The 24846-nt window shown below is 42.3% G+C and carries 16 protein-coding genes; 3 read left to right on the top strand and 13 right to left on the bottom strand.

Features of this window, described 5'->3' with window-relative positions; translation table 11 throughout:
* The 4 genes from B9Y69_RS01680 to fabV form a co-directional block, all read right to left on the bottom strand.
* The gene (locus B9Y69_RS01680; protein WP_234991045.1) at positions 1 to 2709 is read right to left on the bottom strand and encodes a carboxypeptidase regulatory-like domain-containing protein; all 2709 of its coding nucleotides are present in this window, start codon (positions 2707 to 2709) and stop codon (positions 1 to 3) included.
* A gap of 260 nt (positions 2710 to 2969) precedes the next feature.
* Positions 2970 to 3500 carry a ferritin gene (locus B9Y69_RS01675; protein ID WP_085471268.1) on the bottom strand — a complete coding sequence of 177 codons (531 nt, stop codon included), beginning with the start codon at positions 3498 to 3500 and terminating at the stop codon, positions 2970 to 2972.
* Between the two features lie 158 nt (positions 3501 to 3658).
* Positions 3659 to 4024 carry a hypothetical protein gene (locus B9Y69_RS01670; protein ID WP_085471267.1) on the bottom strand — a complete coding sequence of 122 codons (366 nt, stop codon included), beginning with the start codon at positions 4022 to 4024 and terminating at the stop codon, positions 3659 to 3661.
* Positions 4025 to 4164: 140 nt separating this feature from the next.
* Positions 4165 to 5361, bottom strand: a complete 1197-nt coding sequence (gene fabV / locus B9Y69_RS01665; protein ID WP_085471266.1) for an enoyl-ACP reductase FabV — start codon at positions 5359 to 5361, stop codon at positions 4165 to 4167.
* A gap of 192 nt (positions 5362 to 5553) precedes the next feature.
* On the opposite strand from fabV, the gene B9Y69_RS01660 reads away from it, so the two are divergent.
* Genes B9Y69_RS01660 through rimK form a run of 3 tightly spaced genes read left to right on the top strand, consistent with a single transcriptional unit; the run spans position 5554 to position 8167 of the window.
* Positions 5554 to 6732 (top strand): AIR synthase related protein, encoded by a 1179-nt coding sequence (locus B9Y69_RS01660; RefSeq protein WP_085471265.1) that lies wholly within the window; start codon positions 5554 to 5556, stop codon positions 6730 to 6732.
* Positions 6733 to 7182, top strand: coding sequence for an ATP-dependent zinc protease family protein (locus B9Y69_RS01655; RefSeq protein WP_085471264.1), 450 nt, complete (start codon positions 6733 to 6735; stop codon positions 7180 to 7182). It abuts the gene before it with no gap.
* 49 nt (positions 7183 to 7231) lie between these two features.
* The gene (gene rimK, locus B9Y69_RS01650; RefSeq protein WP_085471263.1) at positions 7232 to 8167 is read left to right on the top strand and encodes a 30S ribosomal protein S6--L-glutamate ligase; all 936 of its coding nucleotides are present in this window, start codon (positions 7232 to 7234) and stop codon (positions 8165 to 8167) included.
* Positions 8168 to 8234: 67 nt separating this feature from the next.
* Here rimK and B9Y69_RS01645 read toward each other — a convergent pair whose 3' ends face one another.
* The 9 genes from B9Y69_RS01645 to B9Y69_RS01605 form a co-directional block, all read right to left on the bottom strand.
* Positions 8235 to 10202, bottom strand: coding sequence for an OmpA family protein (locus B9Y69_RS01645; protein ID WP_234991043.1), 1968 nt, complete (start codon positions 10200 to 10202; stop codon positions 8235 to 8237).
* 27 nt (positions 10203 to 10229) lie between these two features.
* Complete coding sequence (locus B9Y69_RS01640) at positions 10230 to 11240, bottom strand: PorP/SprF family type IX secretion system membrane protein (protein ID WP_085471960.1); 1011 nt, start codon at positions 11238 to 11240, stop codon at positions 10230 to 10232.
* 37 nt (positions 11241 to 11277) lie between these two features.
* Positions 11278 to 18225, bottom strand: a complete 6948-nt coding sequence (locus B9Y69_RS01635; protein WP_085471262.1) for a T9SS type B sorting domain-containing protein — start codon at positions 18223 to 18225, stop codon at positions 11278 to 11280.
* Positions 18226 to 18711: 486 nt separating this feature from the next.
* Positions 18712 to 19056 carry a 50S ribosomal protein L20 gene (rplT, locus tag B9Y69_RS01630; RefSeq protein WP_085471261.1) on the bottom strand — a complete coding sequence of 115 codons (345 nt, stop codon included), beginning with the start codon at positions 19054 to 19056 and terminating at the stop codon, positions 18712 to 18714.
* Between the two features lie 101 nt (positions 19057 to 19157).
* Positions 19158 to 19358: a 50S ribosomal protein L35 gene (gene rpmI, locus B9Y69_RS01625; RefSeq protein ID WP_085471260.1), complete on the bottom strand. Its 201-nt coding sequence runs from the start codon at positions 19356 to 19358 to the stop codon at positions 19158 to 19160.
* 34 nt (positions 19359 to 19392) lie between these two features.
* Positions 19393 to 19917, bottom strand: a complete 525-nt coding sequence (infC, locus tag B9Y69_RS01620; protein WP_085471259.1) for a translation initiation factor IF-3 — start codon at positions 19915 to 19917, stop codon at positions 19393 to 19395.
* A gap of 47 nt (positions 19918 to 19964) precedes the next feature.
* Positions 19965 to 21890, bottom strand: coding sequence for a threonine--tRNA ligase (gene thrS, locus B9Y69_RS01615; protein WP_085471258.1), 1926 nt, complete (start codon positions 21888 to 21890; stop codon positions 19965 to 19967).
* A gap of 148 nt (positions 21891 to 22038) precedes the next feature.
* Positions 22039 to 23001, bottom strand: a complete 963-nt coding sequence (locus tag B9Y69_RS01610) for a SphA family protein (RefSeq protein WP_085471257.1) — start codon at positions 22999 to 23001, stop codon at positions 22039 to 22041.
* A gap of 4 nt (positions 23002 to 23005) precedes the next feature.
* The gene (locus B9Y69_RS01605) at positions 23006 to 24739 is read right to left on the bottom strand and encodes an amidohydrolase (RefSeq protein WP_085471256.1); all 1734 of its coding nucleotides are present in this window, start codon (positions 24737 to 24739) and stop codon (positions 23006 to 23008) included.
* Between the last annotated feature and the right edge of the window lie 107 nt (positions 24740 to 24846).

The following is a 24846-nucleotide window of genomic DNA, read 5'->3' as shown; positions in this document are numbered from 1 at the left end:
TTACTTCTTTTTAGGATACTTCTGCAAACGTAAGTTAAGACTGACCATAAAGTACCGCCCTAAACGATTGTTTCGTGCTTCATACAAGTCATTCCCGATATACTCGCTGTAGGTACCCATATTTTTATTCTGATCCAATAAATCGTATCCCTGAAAACGTAACAGAGCCAATCTATTTTTCATAAATGAAAACTCAATATAGGCATTGATAATCGTCGGGTTATTATTCATGAAGCTACTTTCATATCCTTCATTGAAGCGTTGCGACATTTCGGCACCCAGCGTGATATAATCATTGAGATACCCCTTCGTTGCCGCTCCGAGAAGCAAGCTCTGCGCGGTAATCTTTGTCCGGTACGGCCAGGTATAGGTCGCATTGTTCAACATATAATTTGCATTGAAAACCGACTCAAAATAGTCACTCCACGAATAACGCAATTGCATGGATTGCGAATAGATAAATTGTTTGGTTAGATTACGGGTATCATTTACAAAAGCCAAATTGTTGTAATAGTCTGTATTCCCAACCACATCTAACTGTAAATTCTCACTAAACAAAGGCGTGTTGAACAAGAAGTACCACTTCAGATCATAATAACCATCTGTGTTCTTAAATGTGGTTTGTTGGATGGTCGAATTAGCAAGAGCTTTTTTATCGGATACGATTTTATTCAGAATAAAATTATACGCAAAATTGGTTTCAAAATACTGCCCCTTTGCGGTAATAAATTTACGCAACATTGTCGAAATACGATTGGCAAACTCTGCTTTTAATTCTGGATTTCCAACAATGATATGCTGCAGATTGGTGTTATCGGTAATAGGAATAATATGCAAAAAATTAGGTTGATTATTTTTACCGATATAATCGACACTCCAATCTACTTCGTCATTCAACCGCCATTTAAAGCCTGCTGTGGGCACCAAGTTTACATTAGCATATTCATAATACAAATCCTCCCTCGGCAAGTTACCGCTTAAAACCAGGGGCTGTACGGCAAAGCCTATATTTGCACGAAACATCTTGTTGGGGGTGTACTGGTAGTTTAACCCGGCACGGCTACTCATAAACCGGTAGTCATAATGAACGGCTAACGAATCGACATAATAAAGACTTCCTTTCTCCGCACTCTTCAACTTATCTTCCACTCGTCTCAACGTCCGCATATTGGTCAGCTCATAGTCGTAAACAATTTCTAAGAGACTGTAAGGAGAAAATGGCTCTACATAAGAGATCGACGCTTTAACACCGTCGGTTCCGTTATTCTGACGCACATAAAGCTCTTGCTCTACACGTGTAAACTTTGGTGTCGCCGTAGACGAATCGATCAGTACATAGCGGTCCTGTACATCCTCGAACTTATCATGGCTATTGAAATTTAACACGACACTGCCCAACAACTTTCGGCCTTGCTTTTTAAAGGCCTTGGAATACACGAGATCCACATTGAGGTTCGGGTTTTTATTCAATGAAGTATCCCGATAGGTACCCACTGTTGATACCCGCTTGTTATTGATCAGGCGATCTTTACTATTTCCAAGATATACGCGGTTGTATGAAAAAACAGGCTTAATCTCTAAGACATCGTTATTCTTAAAGCGATGCTTGAACTCCGCCGTCATCTTGTGAAAGTTATCATCACTGTTGGTTTGATAAGATTCCGAGTTCTGAATAACATTCCACATATAATTGGAGCGTAAGATTGAATTCCCCTGCGTTACATTTTCCTTTCGCGTATAGCTATAACTTGTATTAAACTGTGTTCGGGGTGTTATCTGATCTGAATAATTAAAACCAAGAGACTTCACGGTATTCAATCCATCCGTGGGGTCAACAAAATCGATCACATCTACCAACGTCTTTTCACGCTCTCCACCTCCGCTAGGTGAACCAAATGAAAAGAGACTCGTATTCGTATTGTTGACCGAGCCTAAGATTGAAACTTCCTGTCCATCATTAAACCGGTTTATACCCATACTGCCCAAAAAGCGATCCCGAGTCCCTCCTCCGGCGGTAACCTGCCCAAAAGAGATACGCTTGCTATCATCCTTCAGCACAATATTTATAATCTTCTCTGGCTCTTCATTCCGGATGCCGCGATCCTTAGCAAAATCGCCATAATAGTTAATGACCTGAATCTTATAGATAAAATCAGCCGGCAGATTTCGAGTTGCCGTCAGAACATCGCCATCAAAGAATTTTTTTCCATCTACCTGCACCGAAGATATGGCTTTTCCCTGTGCATACACTGTACCATCCCGCGACACCTGAATCCCGGGGAGTTGCTTCAAGGCTTCTTCAAGGAGGGAATTCTGTCGAAACTTGAAGGCATCCATGTTGTAATGTATCGTATCATCCGTGTAAACGACAGGGATAGTTTTCACAACATAGACATCCTCGATAAAAGAGTTTTGGGGTTCCAGTATCACATTGGGAATCAGTAGCGAGGTGGCATTTTCTGCAAAGGACACACTTTTCGATACAATCTTATGACCTAACATACTGTAGGATACCCGAATATTGGCTCCTTTTACATTCTTAAAACTGTAATAACCGGAAGAAGAGCTGGTAACAACGGCCGTATCGCTTGTACTCGTCATTCGAACGGTCACCCCTTTCAGGTTGACGCCCGCAGTATCAACGACATATCCATAGATTTGTTTCAAATTGGACTGCCCATAAAGCGTTCCAAAACTTAAAACCATCATGCAACTGGTTAATAGTAAATATATCAGATACTTATTTTTCTGCACAAAAAAAGGTCTTTACTCCGTGGAGGTCAATATACAAAAAAACCTCTTCAAAAACATATTTTATCTATACACAAAACATCTATAAATTCTCCTAAATATCAGGATAAAACTTACTTGAAGTTACAGTAAGAACGGAAAAAACAAGATTTTCGTATATACAAAAACGGGCTGCTTCAATTGAAACAACCCGTTTTCTTCTTTATGGGAAAATTTGATTATTCTTGACCGCTGAATGTCACTTTCACTAAGTGTTTATCGATCTCCCAACGTCCCGTACCTTCTTCACCAATAACATCGAACAATTCCAGAATGCGACGTGCTACATACTCCTCTTCTACTTGTTCTGCTAAGAACCATTGTACAAAGTTAAAAGTTACATAGTCTTTTGCTTTCATACATTTGTCCGCAATATTATTGAATTGCTCTGTAACGAACATTTCTTGTAATAATGTCTGTTCAAACACACCACGGAAAGAATCAAAATCTGTAGGGATATTTGTTACCTCTGGAGAGATAGCACGACCACCGCGGTTATTGATGTAGTTAAATAATTTCAACATATGCTCACGTTCTTCATTCGCTTGTTTTGCGAAAAAGTCAGCGGAATTGTCTAAACCTTGATCATCACACCATGATGACATCGCTAAGTACAATGCAGATGCATGTGCTTCGATTTTAACTTGTGCGTTTAATATATTTTCGATGTCTTCTGCTAGAGAAGTTTTTAATTTCAATAAATCTTTCATATCTATAGTTGTTACTCGTCTTGTCTTTATGTTAATACTTTCCTCGTATTAACTAATACAAAGATAAAACAGAACAACCTGAAAGCAATAAAAAAAAAGCAATACAAATTCAGTCTAAATTAGACGAATAAACGATAAGTTGTTTAGAATCAATACAATTAAAAGGAAGCGAGCACGGCCTCTTTGCGCAGTATGCGCTTCACCTCGCTGTTGAGTTCAATCATAAATTTAGCACCAGCAAGAACCTCTCTTAGGTTCAAAACATCTTGTGCAGATAAGATAAAGCAGCGATCAGTACGATGTGGCATCACTAGTTCGAAGTCTGCAGTACGGGAAGTGTCAGACAACATCTTTTCAATATCAATCGCATCAATGGTTTTCTTGAACAAAAAGAAATCGGAGATCTTGAACGCCGTCGTCGTGTCCTTAAACTCCAACCAGTAGCAATTCTTACGGCTACACTGATATACAGCGCCAAACGACTCTTTAAAAACCTCTTCTACCTCTGCTAATGGACAAATCATACCTCTGCAATTGCTATTTGATGAGCAAATATAATCCTTATCAAGATTTAATCCAAATAAAATGATTTTAAAAATAAAATGCCCCAAAAAGTATGTATACTTTTGGGGGCATCCCAATTATTTTGTTCGTACCTGCTGTGTTAGTTGATACTTGGTATATCTACTAATTCGTTGCTATCAGCTTCGTAATTAACGGTATCGAAATTAAATCCAAACAGGTGGAAGAAATCATTTCTATAGCCTTCGATATCTGAAATTTCTTCTAAGTTCTCTGTAGTGATTTTTTCCCATAACGCTGCTACCTCTGCCTGTACATCTTCGCGCATCTCTAAATCGTCGACACGGATTCTACCCTTATCGTCCAACTGTAGATCAGCATTGGCGTATAAACGTTCTGCAAAAAGACGTTGCATCTGCTCAATGGTACCTTCATGGATTCCTTTTTCCTTCATCACTTTATAAAGCAATGAAATGTATAGAGGCACCACAGGAATTGCAGAACTAGATTGTGTAACTAAAGCTTTGTTTACAGAAACGTAGCTCACCCCTCCTAAATCGCTTAACAATGCATTAAGTACAGGTACCGTACCTTCTAAATCATCTTTTGCACGACCAATTGTTCCATTTCTATAAATTGGATATGTCAATTCAGGGCCGATATACGAGTACGCTACAGTTTTCACACCTTCTGCAAGGACGCCAGCTGCTTTCAACTCTTCGATCCAGAATTTCCAATCTTCACCCCCCATTACGGCAACCGTATTTTCGATATCTTCTGGATTTTCAACAGGTTGAATCGTAATATCAGATACTACACCGGTATGAAAATCAACCGTTTTATCCGTAAAAGGCTGGCTGATAGGCTTCAAAACAGACGCGTGCGCCACACCTGTCTTAGGATGTGTACGTCTTGGAGATGCCAACGAATAAACCACTAAATCAACTTGACCTAAATCGCTTTTAATCAAATCAATAGTTTGTTTTTTAATCTCGTCAGAGAATGCGTCACCATTAATACTTTTAGCATACAAACCAGCTGCATGTGCTTCTTTTTCAAAAGCAGCAGAGTTGTACCAGCCTGCTGTTCCCGGTTTACCTGGTGCGGCAGGTTTTTCAAAAAACACCCCTACAGTTGCAGCTTGTGAACCAAATGCAGCTGTAATACGTGATGCTAATCCAAAACCTGTAGAAGCCCCAATTACCAAAACTTTCTTCGGACCGTCCTTGATCTCTCCCTTAGACTTTACATAGTCTATCTGCTCCTTAACATGTTGCGCCGTCCCTTCAGGGTGCGACGTCAAACAGATAAAACCTCTTACGCGTGGTTGTATAATCATATTCTTTTATTTTCTTATCAAAACAACACTGCAAAGTAAATAAAATTAATAGAATAATGCAGAAGTTCCTACCTACTTTATATAATCCACCCTTATATTCCACAAAATAGAAAAAGCCGATAATTACCTTTTCACTTATTTGTTACGTTAGGATTATAGTAATATCATTGGGTTTATTATTTTTGCAACGAGATGTCAGATTTAAAATACAACCAACGAGGTGTATCCGCTGGGAAAGAGGATGTACACAATGCTATCAAAAATATTGATAAAGGATTGTTTCCAAAAGCTTTCTGCAAAATCGTACCCGATATTTTGGGTAATGATGAAGCATGGTGCAATATCATGCATGCCGATGGCGCGGGCACAAAATCTTCTTTAGCATATGCCTATTGGAAAGAAACAGGTGACATTTCGGTGTGGCGCGGTATCGCGCAGGACGCCATTATCATGAATCTTGACGATCTGTTATGTGTAGGTGCACTTGACAATATTTTGTTATCCTCTACAATTGGCCGAAATAAAAATGTAATCCCTGGTGAGGTAATTGCCGAAATCATTAATGGTACAGAGGATATTTTAAGTGAACTACGTGCCTTAGGTATTGGCATTCATTCCACAGGTGGTGAAACGGCTGATGTAGGCGACTTAGTTCGTACAATTATTGTAGACAGTACAGTTACATGCCGTATGAAACGTGAAGATGTGATCTCCAATCACAAAATTAAGGGTGGAAATGTAATTGTCGGCCTCGCTTCTTACGGACAGGCAACTTATGAAAAAGAATATAATGGCGGTATGGGCTCTAACGGCCTAACTTCAGCACGCCATGATGTCTTTAACAAAAGCTTAGCGGAAAAATATCCGGAAACATATGATCCAGCCGTGCCTTACGACCTTGTTTTCTCTGGGGGCTGCAATTTAACAGACCTAATCGAAGTGGAGTCGGGCAAGAAGATTACGGCAGGCAAACTGGTTTTATCACCAACGCGTACTTATGCTCCAGTAATTAAATCTATTTTAGATAAATACCGTTCACAGATTGATGGTATGGTACATTGTTCTGGTGGCGCACAAACGAAAGTATTGCACTTTGTCGATAATGTACATGTGATCAAGGACAATCTCTTTGCTACACCTCCTCTCTTTGACCTGATCCAGAAACAATCCAACACAGCTTGGGAAGAGATGTACAAAGTATTCAACATGGGCCACCGCATGGAGCTCTACGTTCCGGAAGAAATTGCACAAGATATTATCGCAATCTCAACTAGCTTTGGCATTCCTGCACAAATAATCGGTCGTGTAGAAGCTGCTGAACAGAAAAAAGTAACAATACGTTCTCCACATGGAGAGTTTATTTACGAATAAATGGTTAAAACACCGATAGAAAAACTTGTTATTGGCCGTCTTGAGATGGTAGATTTACCAGAATTAGGGCTGTATAATATATATGCGAAGGTGGATACTGGAGCAGAGACATCGGTACTGCATTGTGAAGATTATGAGGTCTTCGAAGAGAAAGGGCATCGGTATATACGTTGTTATATTAATGCCCATCCCGAAAAAGAAGGCACTGAGGCTATGGAATATGTTTTTCCCATACATCGTGAACGTATTATCAAAAGCTCATTTGGACAAGCAGAAACTAGGTATATCTTTTTAACAAAAATAAAATTATTTGATCGCATGTACGACATAAAACTGTCGGTTCGGGATCGTTCAGCAATGTCCTTCCCCATGCTCTTAGGAAGAAACTTCATAAGTAGAAAGTTCTTGGTTGATGTATCCAAGAAGAACTTAGCGAGAGGGAAAAGCTAGGTCTCTATTCCACACCTTCAATTGTAAACTACTGTAAACAAAATATTCCGTGAATATTGCTGTATTATCAACGAATAGAAATCTCTATTCCACTAAACGCCTTGTTGAAGCTGCTGTTTCGAGAGGGCACAACTGTCAGGTTATAGACCATAGTAAATGCTATGTTGGCATCCAACAAGGTAAACCGACTATTCATTTCAAGGGGCAAGATTTATCACATATCGATGCCATTATCCCACGTATTGGCTCCTCATTAACGTTCTATGGCTCTGCTATTGTACGTCAGTTTGAGGTGATGAACGTGGTCTCCGCAAATCCGAGCCAAGCGATCACGCGATCACGCGATAAACTGCGTTGCATGCAAATCTTATCGGGAGCCGGCTTAGGCCTTCCAATCACGGGCTTTGCACGCTCTGTTTCCGATGTGGATGACCTCATCAGCATGGTGGGGGGCGCTCCTTTGGTTATCAAGCTTTTGGAAGGAACGCAAGGCATTGGGGTGGTACTTGCTGAAACGAAGAAAGCAGCCTCTTCTGTAATTGAAGCTTTTTACGGCTTAGGAAACAACATCCTAATCCAAGAATATATCAAAGAAGCAAAAGGTACAGACATTCGCGCTTTTGTAGTAGACGGAAAAGTAGTCGGCGCAATGAAACGTACAGCAAAAGAAGGTGAATTTCGCTCAAACCTGCACCGTGGAGGCAGTGCTGAGATCGTCAAGCTTACTCGTGCAGAAAAGGAAAGTGCCATTTCTGCGGCAAAAGCAATGGGCCTAACCGTTGCGGGCGTAGATATGTTGCCTTCTGCGCGTGGACCATTAATACTTGAAGTAAACTCCTCACCGGGTCTGGAGGGAATCGAAACAGCTACAGGAAAAGACATTGCCGTGGAGATTATTAAATATCTGGAGGGACAACATGCAGTGAAACAAGCTTCAAAACCGACCGTAGTAACACGGAAAGTCAAAAAAGAAAGTAAGCTATAAAAAAAGAGCGGTCCGTGGAGACCGCTCTTTTTTATGGTTCGTAGTTGGTAGTTCGTAGTTTATATTTTTAGTAGGCTAAAACCTCAACCTCTGTACGGCGGTTCGCTTGATGCTCATCATCCGAACACTTCACCCCATTACTACATCTATTAACCAGCCTAGTCTCCCCATATCCCTTCGCCACCAACCTATCCTTACTAATACCATGGCTCACAATGTAATTGACCGCTGCTTGTGCTCTTCGTTGTGATAACGCTTTGTTATATGCGTCGTTACCACGACTATCCGTATGACTTGATAATTCGATCTTCAATGTCGGGTGTTCCTTCATGGTCGCAACCAGTTCATCCAACACTTTAGCCGCGTCCGGACGAATATTGTGCTTATCAAAATCATAGAAAATATTTTCTAACACAAAACGATCCCCAACCACAAATGGAGGTTTCTCTTCATCAGGCTCTAAGGCCAAAGTCACTTTAATGATGGTATCTTTGGTTGCTCGGATTGGTCCTACACTTAGTGCATCATCCGAAAAGCCGGTTTTTGAAGCACTGATCTTATAGGTTTCATTCTCCTCAGCATCCACCTTAAACTCTGCTTTACCATCACTCAACACTTTACCCACTAAACGCTGTCCGCCCACGCTATAAATGGTAACATCTGCACCTGGGAGCAACGCTCTTGTTTTCTTATTTATGGTCACACCTTCCAAGAGAATGATAATTTTTGGTTTTACGTAACCAAAGGAATAAATATCATCACTTCCTCGACCTCCCACTCGATTTGAAGATAAGTAACCCGCATATTCACGCTCTCCCTTCGTCGTAATCACAAAAGCAAAATCATCGGCTGCCGAATTTACGGGGTAGCGCATATTAACCGGTTTGGACATATTCGACCGCGAACCTTTCGCATGGAAAATATCCAATCCACCCATGCCCGCAAATCCATTACTGGAATAATAGAAGTCATCTCCATTTACCGTTGGAAACATCTCATCACCAGCCGAATTTATAGTGGTGCCCGCATTAATTGGTTTTCCCCACGAACCATCGCTCTGTAACTCGGAGTACCAAATATCAACACCACCTTGTCCACCTGGCATATCTGATGCATAATACAATGTTTTTTCATCAGCACTCAAAGCAGCATGTCCAAGAGAATACGCTTTAATATTGTTATATGGAAAAGCCTCTTCACGCCAGACGCCATTCACGCTCCTATAGATGATTAGTTCCAGATTCTTGCGCTTTACCTTTTTATTGTAGGATCGATAACGTTCGCCATCCGTCCCTGGATGCGTACGTGTAACATACAGAACCTCCTCTTTCGCATCCGATGCAATGGGGCCTACGTGGTAGCGCGCATGATTAAAATTCAGCTGCTTAACACTTCCTGCCTCCAATGCATTTTGATCTAATTTTGTCGAAAACACCTTTAGGTAAGACTCCCCAGTCATCCCACTTCTATCCGTTCGCGTCAATTCCGGTTCTGCCGTATATAGGATACCAAAACTAGTCGTCGGTGTAACGCTAAATTCGGCACGTTCGGTATTCACATTTGCTTCGTTACGAAGCGTATGTGCCGTAGGTTTTTCCATCCATATGGCCGCCGAATCCGTACCGGCAATAGCTAAACTCACCTCCGGTGCTGCACCAAACTTACTGACATATTGTTCATACTGCCCCTTCGCTTCGCGATATTTTCCATTTTGCTTCAGCGCTTCCGCATAGTTCAACAACGACTCCTTTTGATAATCTGACCGTTGCACCACCTGGCTATACCATTTTTCGGCCAGATCATAATTATTGAGATACAAATAACTTTCTGCCAGGTGCTCCAGGTCCAAGGTATGGGCGTTCTTTTTTGCCGCAATTTTTTCTAATACCTTCGCGGCATTTGCAAATTCATACCGCTGCAAATATTGCTGTGCTTTCGTTCCCGCACTCGGCTGTTCTTGCGCCATGGCACCCAAAGGCAGTAGCACAGCCCCTAAAAGGCAAGCAGCGAGTGTAGATTTTATTTTTTTATTCATGATTTTCATATTCATCCAACATTAGTATTAGAAAAAGCGTGGACTTAGCAGCTGCTTCACGGTTCCAAAAGTAACGCCTAATGTTACCTCATGGCTACCATTCTGTAAACCACGCATCCTGTTTAGCATGATATCATACGAATATCCGATACGGAAACGATCTGTAGCATAGAACTGTGCAATCGCAGTAATCGCATTCGTTGCGCTCAATTTCAACGGCGACTGGTCAAAATACTCCCGCTTGAAGATACGTGCACGCGTCCGATAACCGGCACCGATCCAGAATTTGTTATTGAAGATAAACATCGCATTAACATCCAATGAGGTCGGTCCTTTAAAGTCATCCTTCACCAAGATACTTGGACGGAAGTGTGTTCCGCGATCCAGCTCAAATAATGCTCCCCCAATTACATACATACTCACATTCCGGTACAAGCTTTCCAATGAGTTTTCATTAAACCTAAACTCATCATTGCTGCTTGAGTTTGCGAAAAGATCCTGCACAGATACCCCCGCGTACCACTTCGGATTGTAGTAGTACACACCCAATCGAATATCCGGGCGCCAACTGGTGATCTTACCCGCAGGAATAACAACATCTCCCGTTTCAACAGCTTGTAGTTTATTCCCATCAAGCCCATACTGGGTAAACCCGCCGGCAACCCCTAGCGCTAGACGTTCTGTATCTTCACTGTTGAGCTGTAACCGCAACGCATAGTTTGCGTAGATAGATGTAGCAGACTGCGCACCAAGCTTATCGGCCGTAACCTGCAAGCCAACACCATGTCGTTTATTTACGGGATCAACGACCCCATCAATCGACACAGACCCTGTTTTAGGTGCGCCATCCCAACCCGTCCACTGACTCCGAAGGGCCATTTGACCGAACCACTCCTCTTTATATCCGGTATACGCTGGGTTCACACTGATCGAATTGAAAATGTATTGCGTAAATTGGATACTCTGCTGCGCGTAGCTCTTCCCCATAAGAAGAGCTGCAGCACAACAAAACAGAACTTTTAAACGTTGACTTTTCATATGTTTATCTTGTCTTTTAAAGGCCATATTTCAAAAATTATCTAGACTTAATCGCAACCCAGCCCTTCACAACTTTCTCTGTTCCGGCTTTGTACAATGTAATAATGTAATAGTAAGTACCCTCATTTAATCCTTTTCCTGCCCAGGTATTATCATATTTATCGTTGCGATAAACCTCATTACCCCAGCGATTCACAATGGTCAATGCCACCCGGTCGAATCCTTCAATTCCCACAATCTCGAACGTATCATTGGTACCATCTCCGTTCGGTGTAAAGATGTTCGGGATAAAGAAGTCGTTGGCCTCGATGGTAATTGTTACCAGTGCCACATTACTCCAGAAACCGAGCTCATCTTTCATACGATATTCAAACGTATCCTCACCTACATATCCGTGATTTGGCGTGTAGGTCACTGTACCATCTGCATGCACCGTTAATGTTCCATGCTTCGGCTGGCTCATGATCTCTACAGATGATGGTACGAGCGGACTGTTCGTTAACCCTGGATAGTCATTTGCCAGGATAACAATATCAATCGGTGTATTCGCTTTCGTTGTCTCCCGATCGTCTACCGCTACCGGAGGCGATGCCAACGGAACAGGCGTTACTACACTCAAATCATTTTCCGGCTTCGGATCAGGCTCATTTCCTGTCACATTAGCGGTGTTCTTGTATTCGCCTGTCGCCAACACTTTCACCGTAACGGTTAACGTTTCTGTCGCCCCGACGACCATATCTCCTACCGTCCATACACCAGTTCCTTGTGCAAAAGCACCTTTTGAAACCGTAGACGATACGAACGTATATCCACTCGGGATCACTTCCTTAACTTTCACACCTGTCGCATCGCTCGGCCCATTATTCGTGACTTTGATCGTAAACACGGTCTCTGTACCCATAATTGGCTTATCGTTGGCCACCACCTTCACCACTGCAAGATCCGTCACCCGATTTACTGGTGTATTCTCATCATCGTCGTTATTGTCAATATTTGGATCAGTCACGCCCGGCGGAACTGTCACATCTACTCTATTTACAATCGTTGCCCCCTGCGCCGTTGAAGAAGCTACTTTACCGCTAACGGTTAGTGTCACTACACCTCCTGCTGGAAGCGCTTTATTCAAAGTCAATTGCTGCTTCTGTGCGTCATACACGCCATCCGTTGTGGCATACGTAACATTCGTCAATTCTTTCGGCAAGGTCTCTTTGACACCAATTATTTCGCCACTCACAAGTCCACTTACACCAAGATTCGAAATCTTAATCGTATAGGTAATAAACTCACCAGCAACAACATTTGTTTTATCAGCGACTTTTTCTACCGATAGATCGGTACTGCGATTAACAAGTGTAGTCTCATCATCATCATTATTATCCAGATTTGGATCCGTAACCCCAGGAGGAACACTAACATCCACTTTATTCACCAGACTGGTTCCTGTAAAGTTTGCTGCGACCGTACCTTTCACCGTCATGGTGATACTATCACCTTTCTTCATTGGTGCGGTCAACGTCAATTTACCTGTTGCCGGTACAAACGCTCCGCTCGATACAGTGAACACAGCGCCATCAAACCCGACTGGCAGTGTCTCTTTCACCGTCAATACTTCTCCAGATAGTAATGTTGCAGCCCCGTTATTGGTGATCGTAATCGTATAAGTAAGTGCTGTACCTGCTATCACATTCGTTTTATCTGCCGTTTTCGACACCGCAATATCAGCCTCACGCGAAACAGTCACCGTTTCCTCGTCATCATTATCATCTGGATTCGGATCCTCAACGCCCGTTGGAGGTGCCACCGTCACTTTATTTACCAGACTTGTACCCACAAAATCAGGTTCGACTAACGCATGCACAACAAGTGTTACAGTACCATCTTTTACCAAATCACTATCCAATTTGAAGATGCTTGTAGTTGGCGTATAGGTTCCCCCCGACGTCGTATATGTTACATTTGCTAAACCAACTGGCAACGCTTCTGTAAGGGTCAATTCTTGACCACTAAATAATGTTCCCGGTCCTTTATTAGTCACCGTAATTGTATACGTAATCGGATCACCGACAAGATACGAAATTTTATCTGCTTTTTTAGAAATAGACAAATCAACTAACCTGTCAAATGATATAATTACAGAATCTTCTTCCGAACACAAACCATTAGTTACGGTCCATTTCAATTCGGCCTGCCCACCTTCTGGTATGGTAACGGTTGTATTGTATAAGCTTGGGTCAGCGATAACAACAGGATCCACAGTTTTTGAAACAATAGTCCACAAACCTGTTTGCCCTGCTGCAGGTTGATTTCCCTGAAGCGTAAACGTACCGCTATCGTAACTGATTTGATCAGGCCCAGCATTCGCGACCGGCGCTTCATCGATTTTAATCGTCACCGCGAGTCTGGTACTTATACATACAGAACCTGTAAGTAATCTATTCGCAACATAATAGGTTTTACCATCCTCCAGCACCGTAGTTGCAGGCAACTCTGTGGTACTTGTCGCTGACTCAAACCAAGCCAAGAAACTTTCATTTGCTAAGACGATATCGCCTAATGTTGGTAGATCCGTCGCACAGAACTCTTGGTTCAGACTGCCTGTCGGCGGCGTCGGCGTTCCCAATTTAAGTGCCGTATTATTTTCTGTTGTCAATAATTCGGTCTCACAATTTACAGGTGGCACACATGCAGACGTTGGCGTAAATACAGTAAATATCTGTTCATGTATTAATCCAAAATCATGTGCACAGTCTAAACTCGCTGCATCGCTGGCTGTATAAACCAGTTTTGCATTTTCAATTTTAATCTCTGCACCAACTGGTAGCGTTTCATTAATATCAAACAAGTATCCTTTCTGTGGATCGATACCTTTAAATGTAGCCACCGTGAGCGGAACCAAATCTTGTGGGTTACCAGCAATCTCCCATCCTGCAGGAAGCTTGATTGCAAAACTATACACAAATGAACCCGCATCTAAAGATTTAGCTAATGTACCCGTCAGTGGAACTTCAAAGATACCGTTACCTTGATTTTTCAACGTAAAGTTATAAAGTGCTTCAAAGCCATCTCCGGTTTGATTCACTTCTACATCCACGGTAGATACCAAGTTTATGGTTGGCTCATCTTTTGGTGCCCCTTCCAGAATAATTCTATTTGACTCAGCCGTTTCGAGATTCTCCTTATCAATAGCACTACCACAGAAGTTTTTACCATCCGGTGTTATCTCCAAGTGATGCCCGCTCTGGAATTCACATGTTTTAACCACCACCATAAAGCTTACATAGAAACGTGACCCGGAACCCAATTTAGGTAAGGAAGCCTCCGGCACGTTAATGTGCAATCCGGTACCATCCACAATAATATTTCCTTGATCTGCCAATGGCGTCATCACAGGATTTAGCTCTTCATCCTCATAAGCTCCCGAAACCTTAACGGATCCCGGTTCGTATTCAAGACCTGCAAGAGCAGCCAGTGGAACATTCAATTTTAGATCTTTTGCTTCCCCACCGGCATTGTTCACCTCTACAAGATATTCAAAAGGCTCACACAACTTAGGGAAGGTGGTTCCTCCAGGTTGTTTTCTGATCGCCGTTTGCAATTCAGCTTGCTGTGGTGTATATGTTAATTTAATCGGGTTATACGAACAAGCGGCACCAGCCACTGTCGCTGGATAGCCATTACAATCGGCGCCCGACTTAATTTCCACTTCTCCTTTTCCACAATGGTCAAATTCAGCCGTAATCAAATAATAACTAGTCGATTCTTTAGCCACTTGGCCGATTTGGAAAACGCCTCCAGTTTGTTGCAACGGAGCGCCCACATGTGTTGTATCAGTTAATGAAACTATTTTCTGTACGCGCACTAGATCCGTGGATTGGGCTCCTCCAGACTTTCCTAACCATACATTAGCAAAATCTCGATTTGCAGAATTGTTCTTCACTGTAACAATCCAGTTCGCTTCAGCAGACAGTGTATTCACATCTTTAGCGGAAACGTTTATTTCCATCTTACCACTATCGGTGTTAAACAGCAGACGCTGCACGATCGTTTCGACATTCGTCGCGTTATAGTAGTCTTGATTGTTATACCGGAAAGTACCATCAAACACCGAGGTAGCAGCCACCGATTCCTCCTTCAGGGCGTTGCAATTTATTGTTACTACCGGGCGCACTTGAATTAAGAACCCTTCATCCAGATCGCCTCCGTTAGTACCTCCTTTCAATGACTCCAACACCTCCTTCATATCAATTTCATGCATAGCACCCGAAACAGGAGTTGCTAACACCCTATCCGCTGTTATTGGAGTCGTTAGTGCATTCCGATAAACCTCCACGCGGTATCCCGTTAATGTCAAACCTGTAGGCACATCAAAACGTACTTTACGTAAATGTGCAAACTGTCTAAATTCATTTACAAATAAAGCATTACGTGTAGAGCGGTTCATAATCTCCAAGGAACCTGTCCATGCCGGTCCAGCAAATTGAGAGGAACAATCCGTCATGTTAAAGGCTTTATCTGTTGTACGTCCAGTTGCTAAATTTAAAGGACCATAGTAACCAGTCGCGGTATACCCTCCGCCACAAATGTATGGCGTACCATTATGTATTAAACTATAGGTTGTTGGGAATGATTTGAGTCCACTGGAAGCCGATAAGGTCTGGATTCGAACCCGTAGCGAGCTTACGATCTCATCTCCGTCTTCAAATGCGAATCCTGCAGGCAGCGCCGGCGTGGCAGTTACTCCGGATCCCCATCCGTTAATATCTAAACTTACCGTATAGTCGTTTCCAGTTTTAGTCACCGGAATATTCGATATGACATAGGTTACCCCGCCACGTGTTACGACCACCTGACCACTATTTACAATCTCCTGACTTGTAAGTCCTGAAGGGAAATTCACCTTGAATGAACCATTTACCCACTTTCCAGTAGGATTGGCCGTTCCACCGATCACTCTTCCCTCTTGTTTTATTAAAAGCGTATCTCCACCAACAAACGAACGAACTTCTAGATCACTCAAATCATCATCTAGCGTTAATTGAATGCCGTTATCCGGTCGCGCATCATTATCCGCATCTCTATAACCTAAACTAACCCGTTGAAGCTTGGCTAAGCCATTGCTTAAACCGCCCGCTGCACACGGGTCGCCACAATGTGCATTTAACGATACCGTTTGGCAACGGAATGGTATCACTTGTGCACAACTTCCTCCTTTACTTAAGGAACCGGCCACTTGATAATAGGCCTCATTCGTTGGGCAGGTCACACTTAACGGGAAGTGTAAACGCCAACCCTGTCCACTAAAGTTCAAATCCTGTCCCGTCGGCCACAAACCTGAACCATAGTTTATACGAACCGTATACGTATTTCCACTTCCTGAAACTAGAAAATCAGTCCCAGCCTGTAGGTAGGTTACACCGTTAAAGAATTTAATATCATTAGCGTTAAAAGAACCCGCTAAAGAAGGGGACAACGTAATTTTATATTCAAAGTAGGCTCCTGCTTCCACCCCTTCCTTCGACACAAACCAATCATCAATACGATAATCCGCCTGATAATCTTCGCCGGAAACAATATCAATTTCGCCAATATTTACCCCAGAAGAACCGTAAGTCAGTTCACCTTTTGTACCGACGCGAGTTAGGGTATGCACAGGTGGATTACCATCTTCATCACATCCCTGTAGGTTGGTATACTCCCCTTCATAGAAGGTATTACCCGTTCTAAAGCTTGATGGGATCTGACTACAATCTGCCGTAGGAGAAGGTTTTGCATAATACTGTTCAAAAGTTATGGTAAGCTCTTCTCCGGGAGCCAGTGTAGGGATAACAATGTCCGCATTTTTATTTTGCCCCGTCGTTCCAAACACACCACCATCACCCGCCGAAATAGGATCACTCATGATGGAAGAAACGCCAATACCTCCTACGGTAAACGAACCAGGAACCATATAACTGGAACCACCTGCTGTACTTGTTCCTATTTTTAGGAGTACATTAGAAGCCATAGCAGTTCCGTTATTCTTGATTTTCCAGGTATGCAAATACTTCTCATTCAAACAAGTAATAACGGGATTAGTAACAACCGTCACATTGATTACCGGTCGCTTATTCTGGTCGATTGCAATAGTTGGTGAGGCAACACGTCCATTCTGCTCGCACTCGGTATCACAACCATAAAAAGCCTTGTACGAAGATGATAAATCCGCACAAGAAAGAATCTTTACCTTTTCTGTAAATGAAATCGTAGAAAAACCAGCGCCGGATCCGGACGACAATGTCCCCGAATAACGATATTCGTTTGTGGCAGGATCAAATGTCCAATCACCTGTTTCACCACCACTCACTCGTTCTAGACCTGCACCATAGGTTGCGGCAACCGTAAAACCAGTAATTGATCCGTTACCAGTATTAGAAACCGTTACCGTCCGTTCGATTACATCTCCAATAAGACCTTGCGAAATTGCCGGATCGACATTCACGTTTAGTACAGCGTACTCAATATTAATCGCATTACTTTTCCCGGTTTGTGTGGTTCCACATCCCGTCAGACTATAATCCACTTCTTTCCCTCCAGTTCTTGCTGCATCGCACTTCGCACGCGCTTCGTAGGTGATCAGGATCTCGTTGGTGCTGGATCCGGCGGGAATATTTACATTTATCGTTGCTCCGGAGACACTCGTATTACTCTCCGGGACCGGAACACCGGCGACCTTCGCAGAACCTACGACATACTCAATACCCGCAGGCATTTTAAAGGACAGTTGGCCATTGGGACAAGCGGCAGCACCGCTAGCAATACGAACCGTAAAAACCTCTGCGTCGTGACAAACTGCCAATGCGGGAACATCATCGTCTGTTTTCAAAGTCTGCGATTGCGCAGGATTAAAAAAACCTGCCAGTAGCACAAACAACAATGAAAAAATGAAACTGTTCAAAGCTTTACGGGCAAAGCTGTCGTTTTGAAAAGTAACTAATTTTAATCTCATAATAATCTAGAATAATTATTCAACTTCTGGGATTGGTCATTCATAAAAAGGGGTAAAACCCTAAATCTCAAATCAAACTTACAAATTAAGCGCACAATAAAATCAAAAAATATTAAAAAATTTAAATATAAATTAATAATGTTTCCAAAAAATGAATTTGTAAGCAAATACATAACATCGTAAGCGATTACAGGATTTATCAGAACATTTAAATTAATCAGTAGTTATATGATAACAGCAATATTATATAGTTAAACTATAATTAAATTACTTTACCTCAATTCAATAAACCACTGAGATTAAATATTGTTTGAGTAACAATAGATTTTTGTTAAAATAAGTTAAAAAAACAGCGATAAAAGGGATTAAACCGCGGTAGGAAAGAAGATACTAGATTCGAATATATCCTGCAGGCACAGGTATAAAAGCAAAAAAGAGCCCAATGGGCTCTTTTTATCTCTAACAAATCGATAAGGGTTTAAAACTCTATTTTACGGCGTCAATTACTGCTTTGAAAGCATCTGGGTTATTTAAAGCTAAATCAGCTAATACCTTACGGTTTAATCCGATGTTTTTAGCGTTTAATTTACCAATCAACTGAGAATAAGAAATTCCGTGTTGACGTGCTCCAGCATTAATACGTTGAATCCATAAAGCTCTAAACTCGCGTTTTTTGGTTTTACGGTCGCGGTAAGCGTACTGTAAACCTTTTTCTACTGTATTTTTAGCAATAGTATAAACTTTGCTTCTTGATCCGAAATAGCCTTTCGCTAATTTCAGGATTCTTTTTCTTCTTCTTCTAGAAGCTACTGCGTTAACCGAACGTGGCATAGTAATTAAAATTAAGTTTGGTATGAGGTGTTACGTATTTCAGTAAGCTTACGACCTAATACCCGGTTAAAAAATTATTGTTTATTAAATTGAAATAAAACTTATTTGCCGATAGCAAGCATACGTTTAACGTTGCCCATATCTGCGTCATGCACATAACTTGTTTTAGTTAAGTTACGTTTTTGCTTTGTAGTTTTCTTCGTCAAGATGTGGCTTTTGTAAGCACTTTTTCTTGCAATTTTACCTGTTCCAGTTAATTTAAAGCGTTTTTTCGCGCTGGAATTGGTTTTTACTTTTGGCATAATTATTAAATTTTATATCAATCTGTTAGATTCTCTATTTTTTCACTGCTTTTGGTGCGATGGTAATAAACATACGTTTACCTTCCAATTTCGGAAACAATTCCACCTTACCGTAGTCTTCTAATGCTTGCGCAAAACGTAGTAACAAGATCTCCCCTTGTTCTTTAAAGACGATAGCACGACCCTTGAAGTGTACATATGCACGTACCTTCTCTCCACTTTCTAAGAATTTCATCGCATGTTTCAGCTTGAAATCAAAATCGTGATCGCTGGTGTTAGGCCCGAAACGGATCTCTTTAATTACAGTTTGCTTTGCATTCGCCTTGATCTCTTTCTGTTTCTTCTTTTGCTCGTAAACGAATTTACTGTAGTCGGTTATCTTACAAACCGGCGGAACAGCATTTGGCGAAATCTCCACTAAATCAAGGTCCAACGCGTCAGCTAACTCCAACGCTTTACGGGTTGGGTAGATGCCTTGTTCTACATTATCCCCTACTAAACGTACCTCTGGTACTCTAATAAGTTCGTTAATGCGATGATCTGGTTCTTTCTTTCTCATTGGTGGTCTTGGACCACTCGATCTTTTTAATGCCAAATGTTTAAAAATTAAACGGTTATTTCTTTAATTAATACTTCTCTAAAATCGTCTGCAGTCATGGATCCCAATTCCACAGACCCGTGTTTACGAACAGAAACTGTGCCACTTTCAATCTCTTTTTCCCCGATAATTAGCATATAAGGGATTTTTTTGACCTCAGCGTCACGAATTTTACGACCCACCTTCTCGTCACGAAGGTCAATCAGTCCGCGAATATCGGAATTATTTAACGATTCCAAAAGATTTTTCGCATATTCTTCATATTTTTCTGACACTGGCAAGACGATAAACTGCTCTGGCGCAAGCCATAACGGAAACTGTCCGGCACAGTGCTCAATCAACACAGCGACAAATCTTTCTAAGGAACCAAACGGCGCCCGGTGAATCATCACGGGACGATGTTTCATGTTATCACTACCTGTATATTCCAACTCAAACCGCTCCGGTAAGTTGTAATCGACTTGAATAGTACCTAACTGCCATCTACGTCCCAAGGCATCTTTCACCATGAAATCAAGTTTCGGCCCGTAAAATGCAGCTTCGCCATACTCGACAACCGTCTGTAACCCCTTTTCTGCCGCAGCTTCAATAATTGCAGACTCCGCCAATGCCCAGTTTTCATCGCTTCCGATATACTTGGTTCTATTTTCCGGGTCACGCAAGGATACCTGTGCGGTAAAATCTTCAAAGCCTAAAGCACCGAAAACATAAAGCACCAGGTCGATTACTTTCTTGAATTCATCTTTCACCTGATCCGGGCGGCAGAACAAGTGCGCGTCATCTTGTGTAAACCCACGCACGCGTGTTAAACCATGTAACTCACCCGACTGTTCGTAACGATATACGGTACCAAATTCTGCAAAACGCACCGGCAGCTCTTTGTATGAACGTGGTTTTGTTTTGTAAATCTCACAGTGGTGCGGACAGTTCATCGGTTTCAAGAAGAACTCCTCCCCTTCTACAGGCGTATGGATCGGCTGAAATGCATCAGCACCATACTTCTCGTAGTGCCCCGAAGTGATATACAATTGTTTATGTCCAATATGCGGCGTTACCACCGGTTCATATCCAGCTTTAATCTGTGCACGCTGTAAAAAGTCCATCAATTTCTGACGAAGAGCCGCACCTTTTGGCAACCATAAAGGTAACCCCGCGCCTACTTTTTCAGAAAAAGCAAACAATTCCAACTCTTTCCCTAATTTACGGTGGTCACGTTTCTTCGCTTCCTCAATAAATTTCAGGTATTCCTGCAGCTCGGAAGCTTTCGGGAAAGTAACGCCATATATACGTGTCAACTGTTTACGGCTTTCATCACCTCTCCAGTAAGCACCCGCAACATTTGTTAATTTAATAGCCTTGATCGAGCCTGTATTCGGAATATGTGGTCCACGACAAAGATCGGTAAAGTTTCCTTGTGTGTAGAACGTAATCTTTCCATCTTCTAAGTCTTTGATCAGATCCAACTTGTACTCATCGCCCTTTTCTTCAAAGAAGGCAATAGCATCAGCCTTCGATACAGCTTTGCGTTCAAAAACTTCTTTTTGCTTCGCCAACTCCAGCATCTTATCTTCAATCTGCTTGAAATCATCCGAAGAGAACTCCCGATCGCCAAAGTCTACGTCGTAATAAAAACCGGTTTCAATAGCGGGTCCAATACCGAACTTAATCCCCGGGTACAACGCCTCAAGAGCTTCAGCCAATAAGTGAGCCGAGGAGTGCCAGAATGTAGATTTACCTTTGGTATCGTTCCATGTAAGCAGCTTAACGGCTGCATCAGACTCGATGGCACGCGAGGCGTCCCATACTTCACCATTGACTTCGGCCGCCAACACATTTCTGGCTAACCCTTCTGAAATAGATAAGGCAACTTGCATAGCAGTCGTGCCTTTTTCATACTGACGTACTGAACCGTCAGGTAGTGTAATGTTAATCATCTACGAATATGATTTTTGTTTATAAATAAAATAAGAGTCTGTATAGCGCGCCAGCAAACGAAGCTGTAAATAGCTACCAGACTTGACACCCGATTTTTCGGTATGCAAAGATACCCAATATCTTTAACAAAGTAAAGTTTCTTTTCCTTTAGTGTTTATCTGTGGGAATCAAGAAATTAACACCTGTTTGCATAGCCAAACCGCCGAATCTATTTTCCGTTGCAAAGTTTTGCGTAATACGCCCCATCAACCCCACCTTGCGTGGCACCACCCAGTACGAAATAAAGCCCCCGATTCCAGCCATCTGATCTGCAACAAAACTACCACCACCAGCGCCTTTATCATCAGAAATCTGTTTGGTGTAATGACCGAAAAGACCGACCTCATCGCCACGTTTATTCCATACATAGGAACCACCCAGATCTACCGTTAAATGCGTACCTTCCTTAAAGTCCGTATCCTTCTGCCAATGGTTTATTTCTAACGTCGGTGCTATACTCATATTGATAGACGGTGTTGGTTTGTACTTCAATGCGGCCCTGATATTATGCGACCAGTAGCCATGCCCACCATTATCCAAATCATTCGGTTTGTAGCGCCCGGTAGGTGCCCAAACACCATAATTTACCGCATATTGCATATTCCCTTGTTGCCAGGAAAGCCAAACCGGTTGGATATACATATCCCCAAAACCTATACTTTTATTCTTAAAATGGTAACGACCACTTCCCGTCTGCTGTGAATAATAATCTAAAGCGATACCTGCAGTCGGACTATTTAACGTCGGGATGAGCATCATGCCCCAGTTTGCGCCCAGCACCTTTCCTTTACCTCCGTAAATGGCCATCAGAATAAAAGAATGCGTCTTCACATTCTGTGTAATATCCAACGATGTAGGATTGCCGGGCTTTGGGTTGATCAATTGATCGGACTTTTTTCCCTGCGCATTGTGATAATCCATATTGGCATACCCATACCAAACCGGAACAATAAGTCCTGCATGTGGTGCAAAATAATCATTGGGATTAAACGAAGAACCGGTGTAATGTCCTTGTGCCAATCCCTGCTGCCCTGCAGCAAGAGTCAACAATAAAATAACCAGCTTTTTCATGAGTTTAATCTTTTCTTTGATAAACAATAGCCCCCTCTTTTATCGTCTGCTCTACCTTTATGTCCTTTATCTTTAGCGGATCTATCTTCAGTGGGTTTTCGTTCAACACCACAAGATCGGCTAATTTACCCACCGCTAGCGAACCTTTTTTATCTTCTTCTTGATACTGTCGCGCTGCGTGAATTGTAATAGCTTGAAGCGCTTCCCACGGCGATATCCGCTGATCGGGTCCCAATACCATTCCTGAACGAGTCACCCTGTTTACTGCCGAATAAACGCCCATTAACAAATCAGGTGGCGTCACCGGAGCATCGTGATGGATCGTAAAAGGAATACCAGCTGTTTTAGCGGCATGTGCCGGACTGATAAAAGCAGCTCTCTTCGGTCCAAAAACACTTTGATAATGCCAATCACCCCATAAATACACATGTCCTGAAAAATAAGACGGGATCACACCTATCTCCTTGATCTTAGCGATGTGGTCGGGTCTGCTGTTTTGAACGTGAATCAAGGTCGCTCGCAACGCTGGCTTATACACCCCTTCCGCCTTAAGCCGACCGATAACACGCAACGCCTGATCGATTGCAGCATCCCCATTTACATGTAATTGCGCAGTAATACCTTTCGAAAAGACAATTTTTAAATCTTCGTAAAGCAAGCTGTCGCTAAAAATTGGAAAACCTTTGTAATCTTTCGTTTGCCCTTCTGGCGGCACGAAGTAAGGCTCCGTCAGCCAGGCCGTTTTACCTTGCGGGGAACCATCGTCCGAAAATTTAAAACCACCAAACTTCAACCGGTTCTCATACTTCATATAATGTGGCAGAAATGTCTCCCACTCTTTTTTGTTGGCTTCGAAATCCGGGAAATAGACCAGATCGACCTTCAATAATTTTTTCTCCGCGGCCTTCCGTAACAAGGTCAATCCAACCCCCATGGAACGTCCATCACAAATCGTGGTTTGCCCATAACGGATCCATTCGTCTTGCGCTTTCACAAAATCGCGTAAATCCGACGAGAGCCCATCAGCGGACTCCGGTGGTTTCGGTAAGGCGTTTGTCAGCTTAACCAATGCATCGAAACTAGCGTTCTCTTCCAATTTACCGTTTAATTTTTTCGTCACCATATCACGCCCGTAATGCCCCCCCACAGGATCCTTAACATCCTCCGGAATTCCCAACAAACGAAGCATGGCACTATTGGCAACACTGGCATGGCCGGAAGTATGGATAACAATTATGGGAATAGTAGCACTAATAGCGTCCAATTCTGTTCGTGTGGGATGTCTATGTTCCACCATAATCGCATCATCGTAGCCATTGCCCAAAACAGGAATACCGGCCGTCAAGGCGTTTTTATCGATATAAGCTTTAATTACCCGCTGTAGATCTGGAATACTGTTTACTGATCCGTAAGGCGTGGGGGAAAGATCTACCGCCTGCTCCATTCCTGCACGGGAGGTAATATGACCATGGACGTCAATAAAACCGGGAAGCAATGTTTTCCCATTAAGGTCGATCTCTTGGGTCGCTTCCCCAACAAACTCTTGTGCATCGCGTAAATTACCTGCAAAAATTATTTTTCCACCTTTGGTCGCGAGCGCTTCTACTTCCGGCCTTTGATCTTCCATCGTCAAAATGGAACCCCCAAAATAGAGGCGATCTGCAATTTCTGAACTTGCACAGCTTAACGAGCTTAAGGTTGCACAAAGCAGAACGATTTGTTTAAACTTCGCTTTCATAAAGTTGAAAATTAAGTAATTACTTATCGAATTTACGCAAAAAATTTAAACAACTATATAGGTATGCGAAGATAAAAACATGAGATAATTCTTTTATTGTTAAATAT

Source organism: Sphingobacterium psychroaquaticum, from assembly GCF_900177625.1.
Classification (GTDB): domain Bacteria; phylum Bacteroidota; class Bacteroidia; order Sphingobacteriales; family Sphingobacteriaceae; genus Sphingobacterium; species Sphingobacterium psychroaquaticum.
The sequence above is the reverse complement of the archived record's forward strand: the minus strand, read 5'-3'. Positions and strand labels throughout refer to the sequence as shown.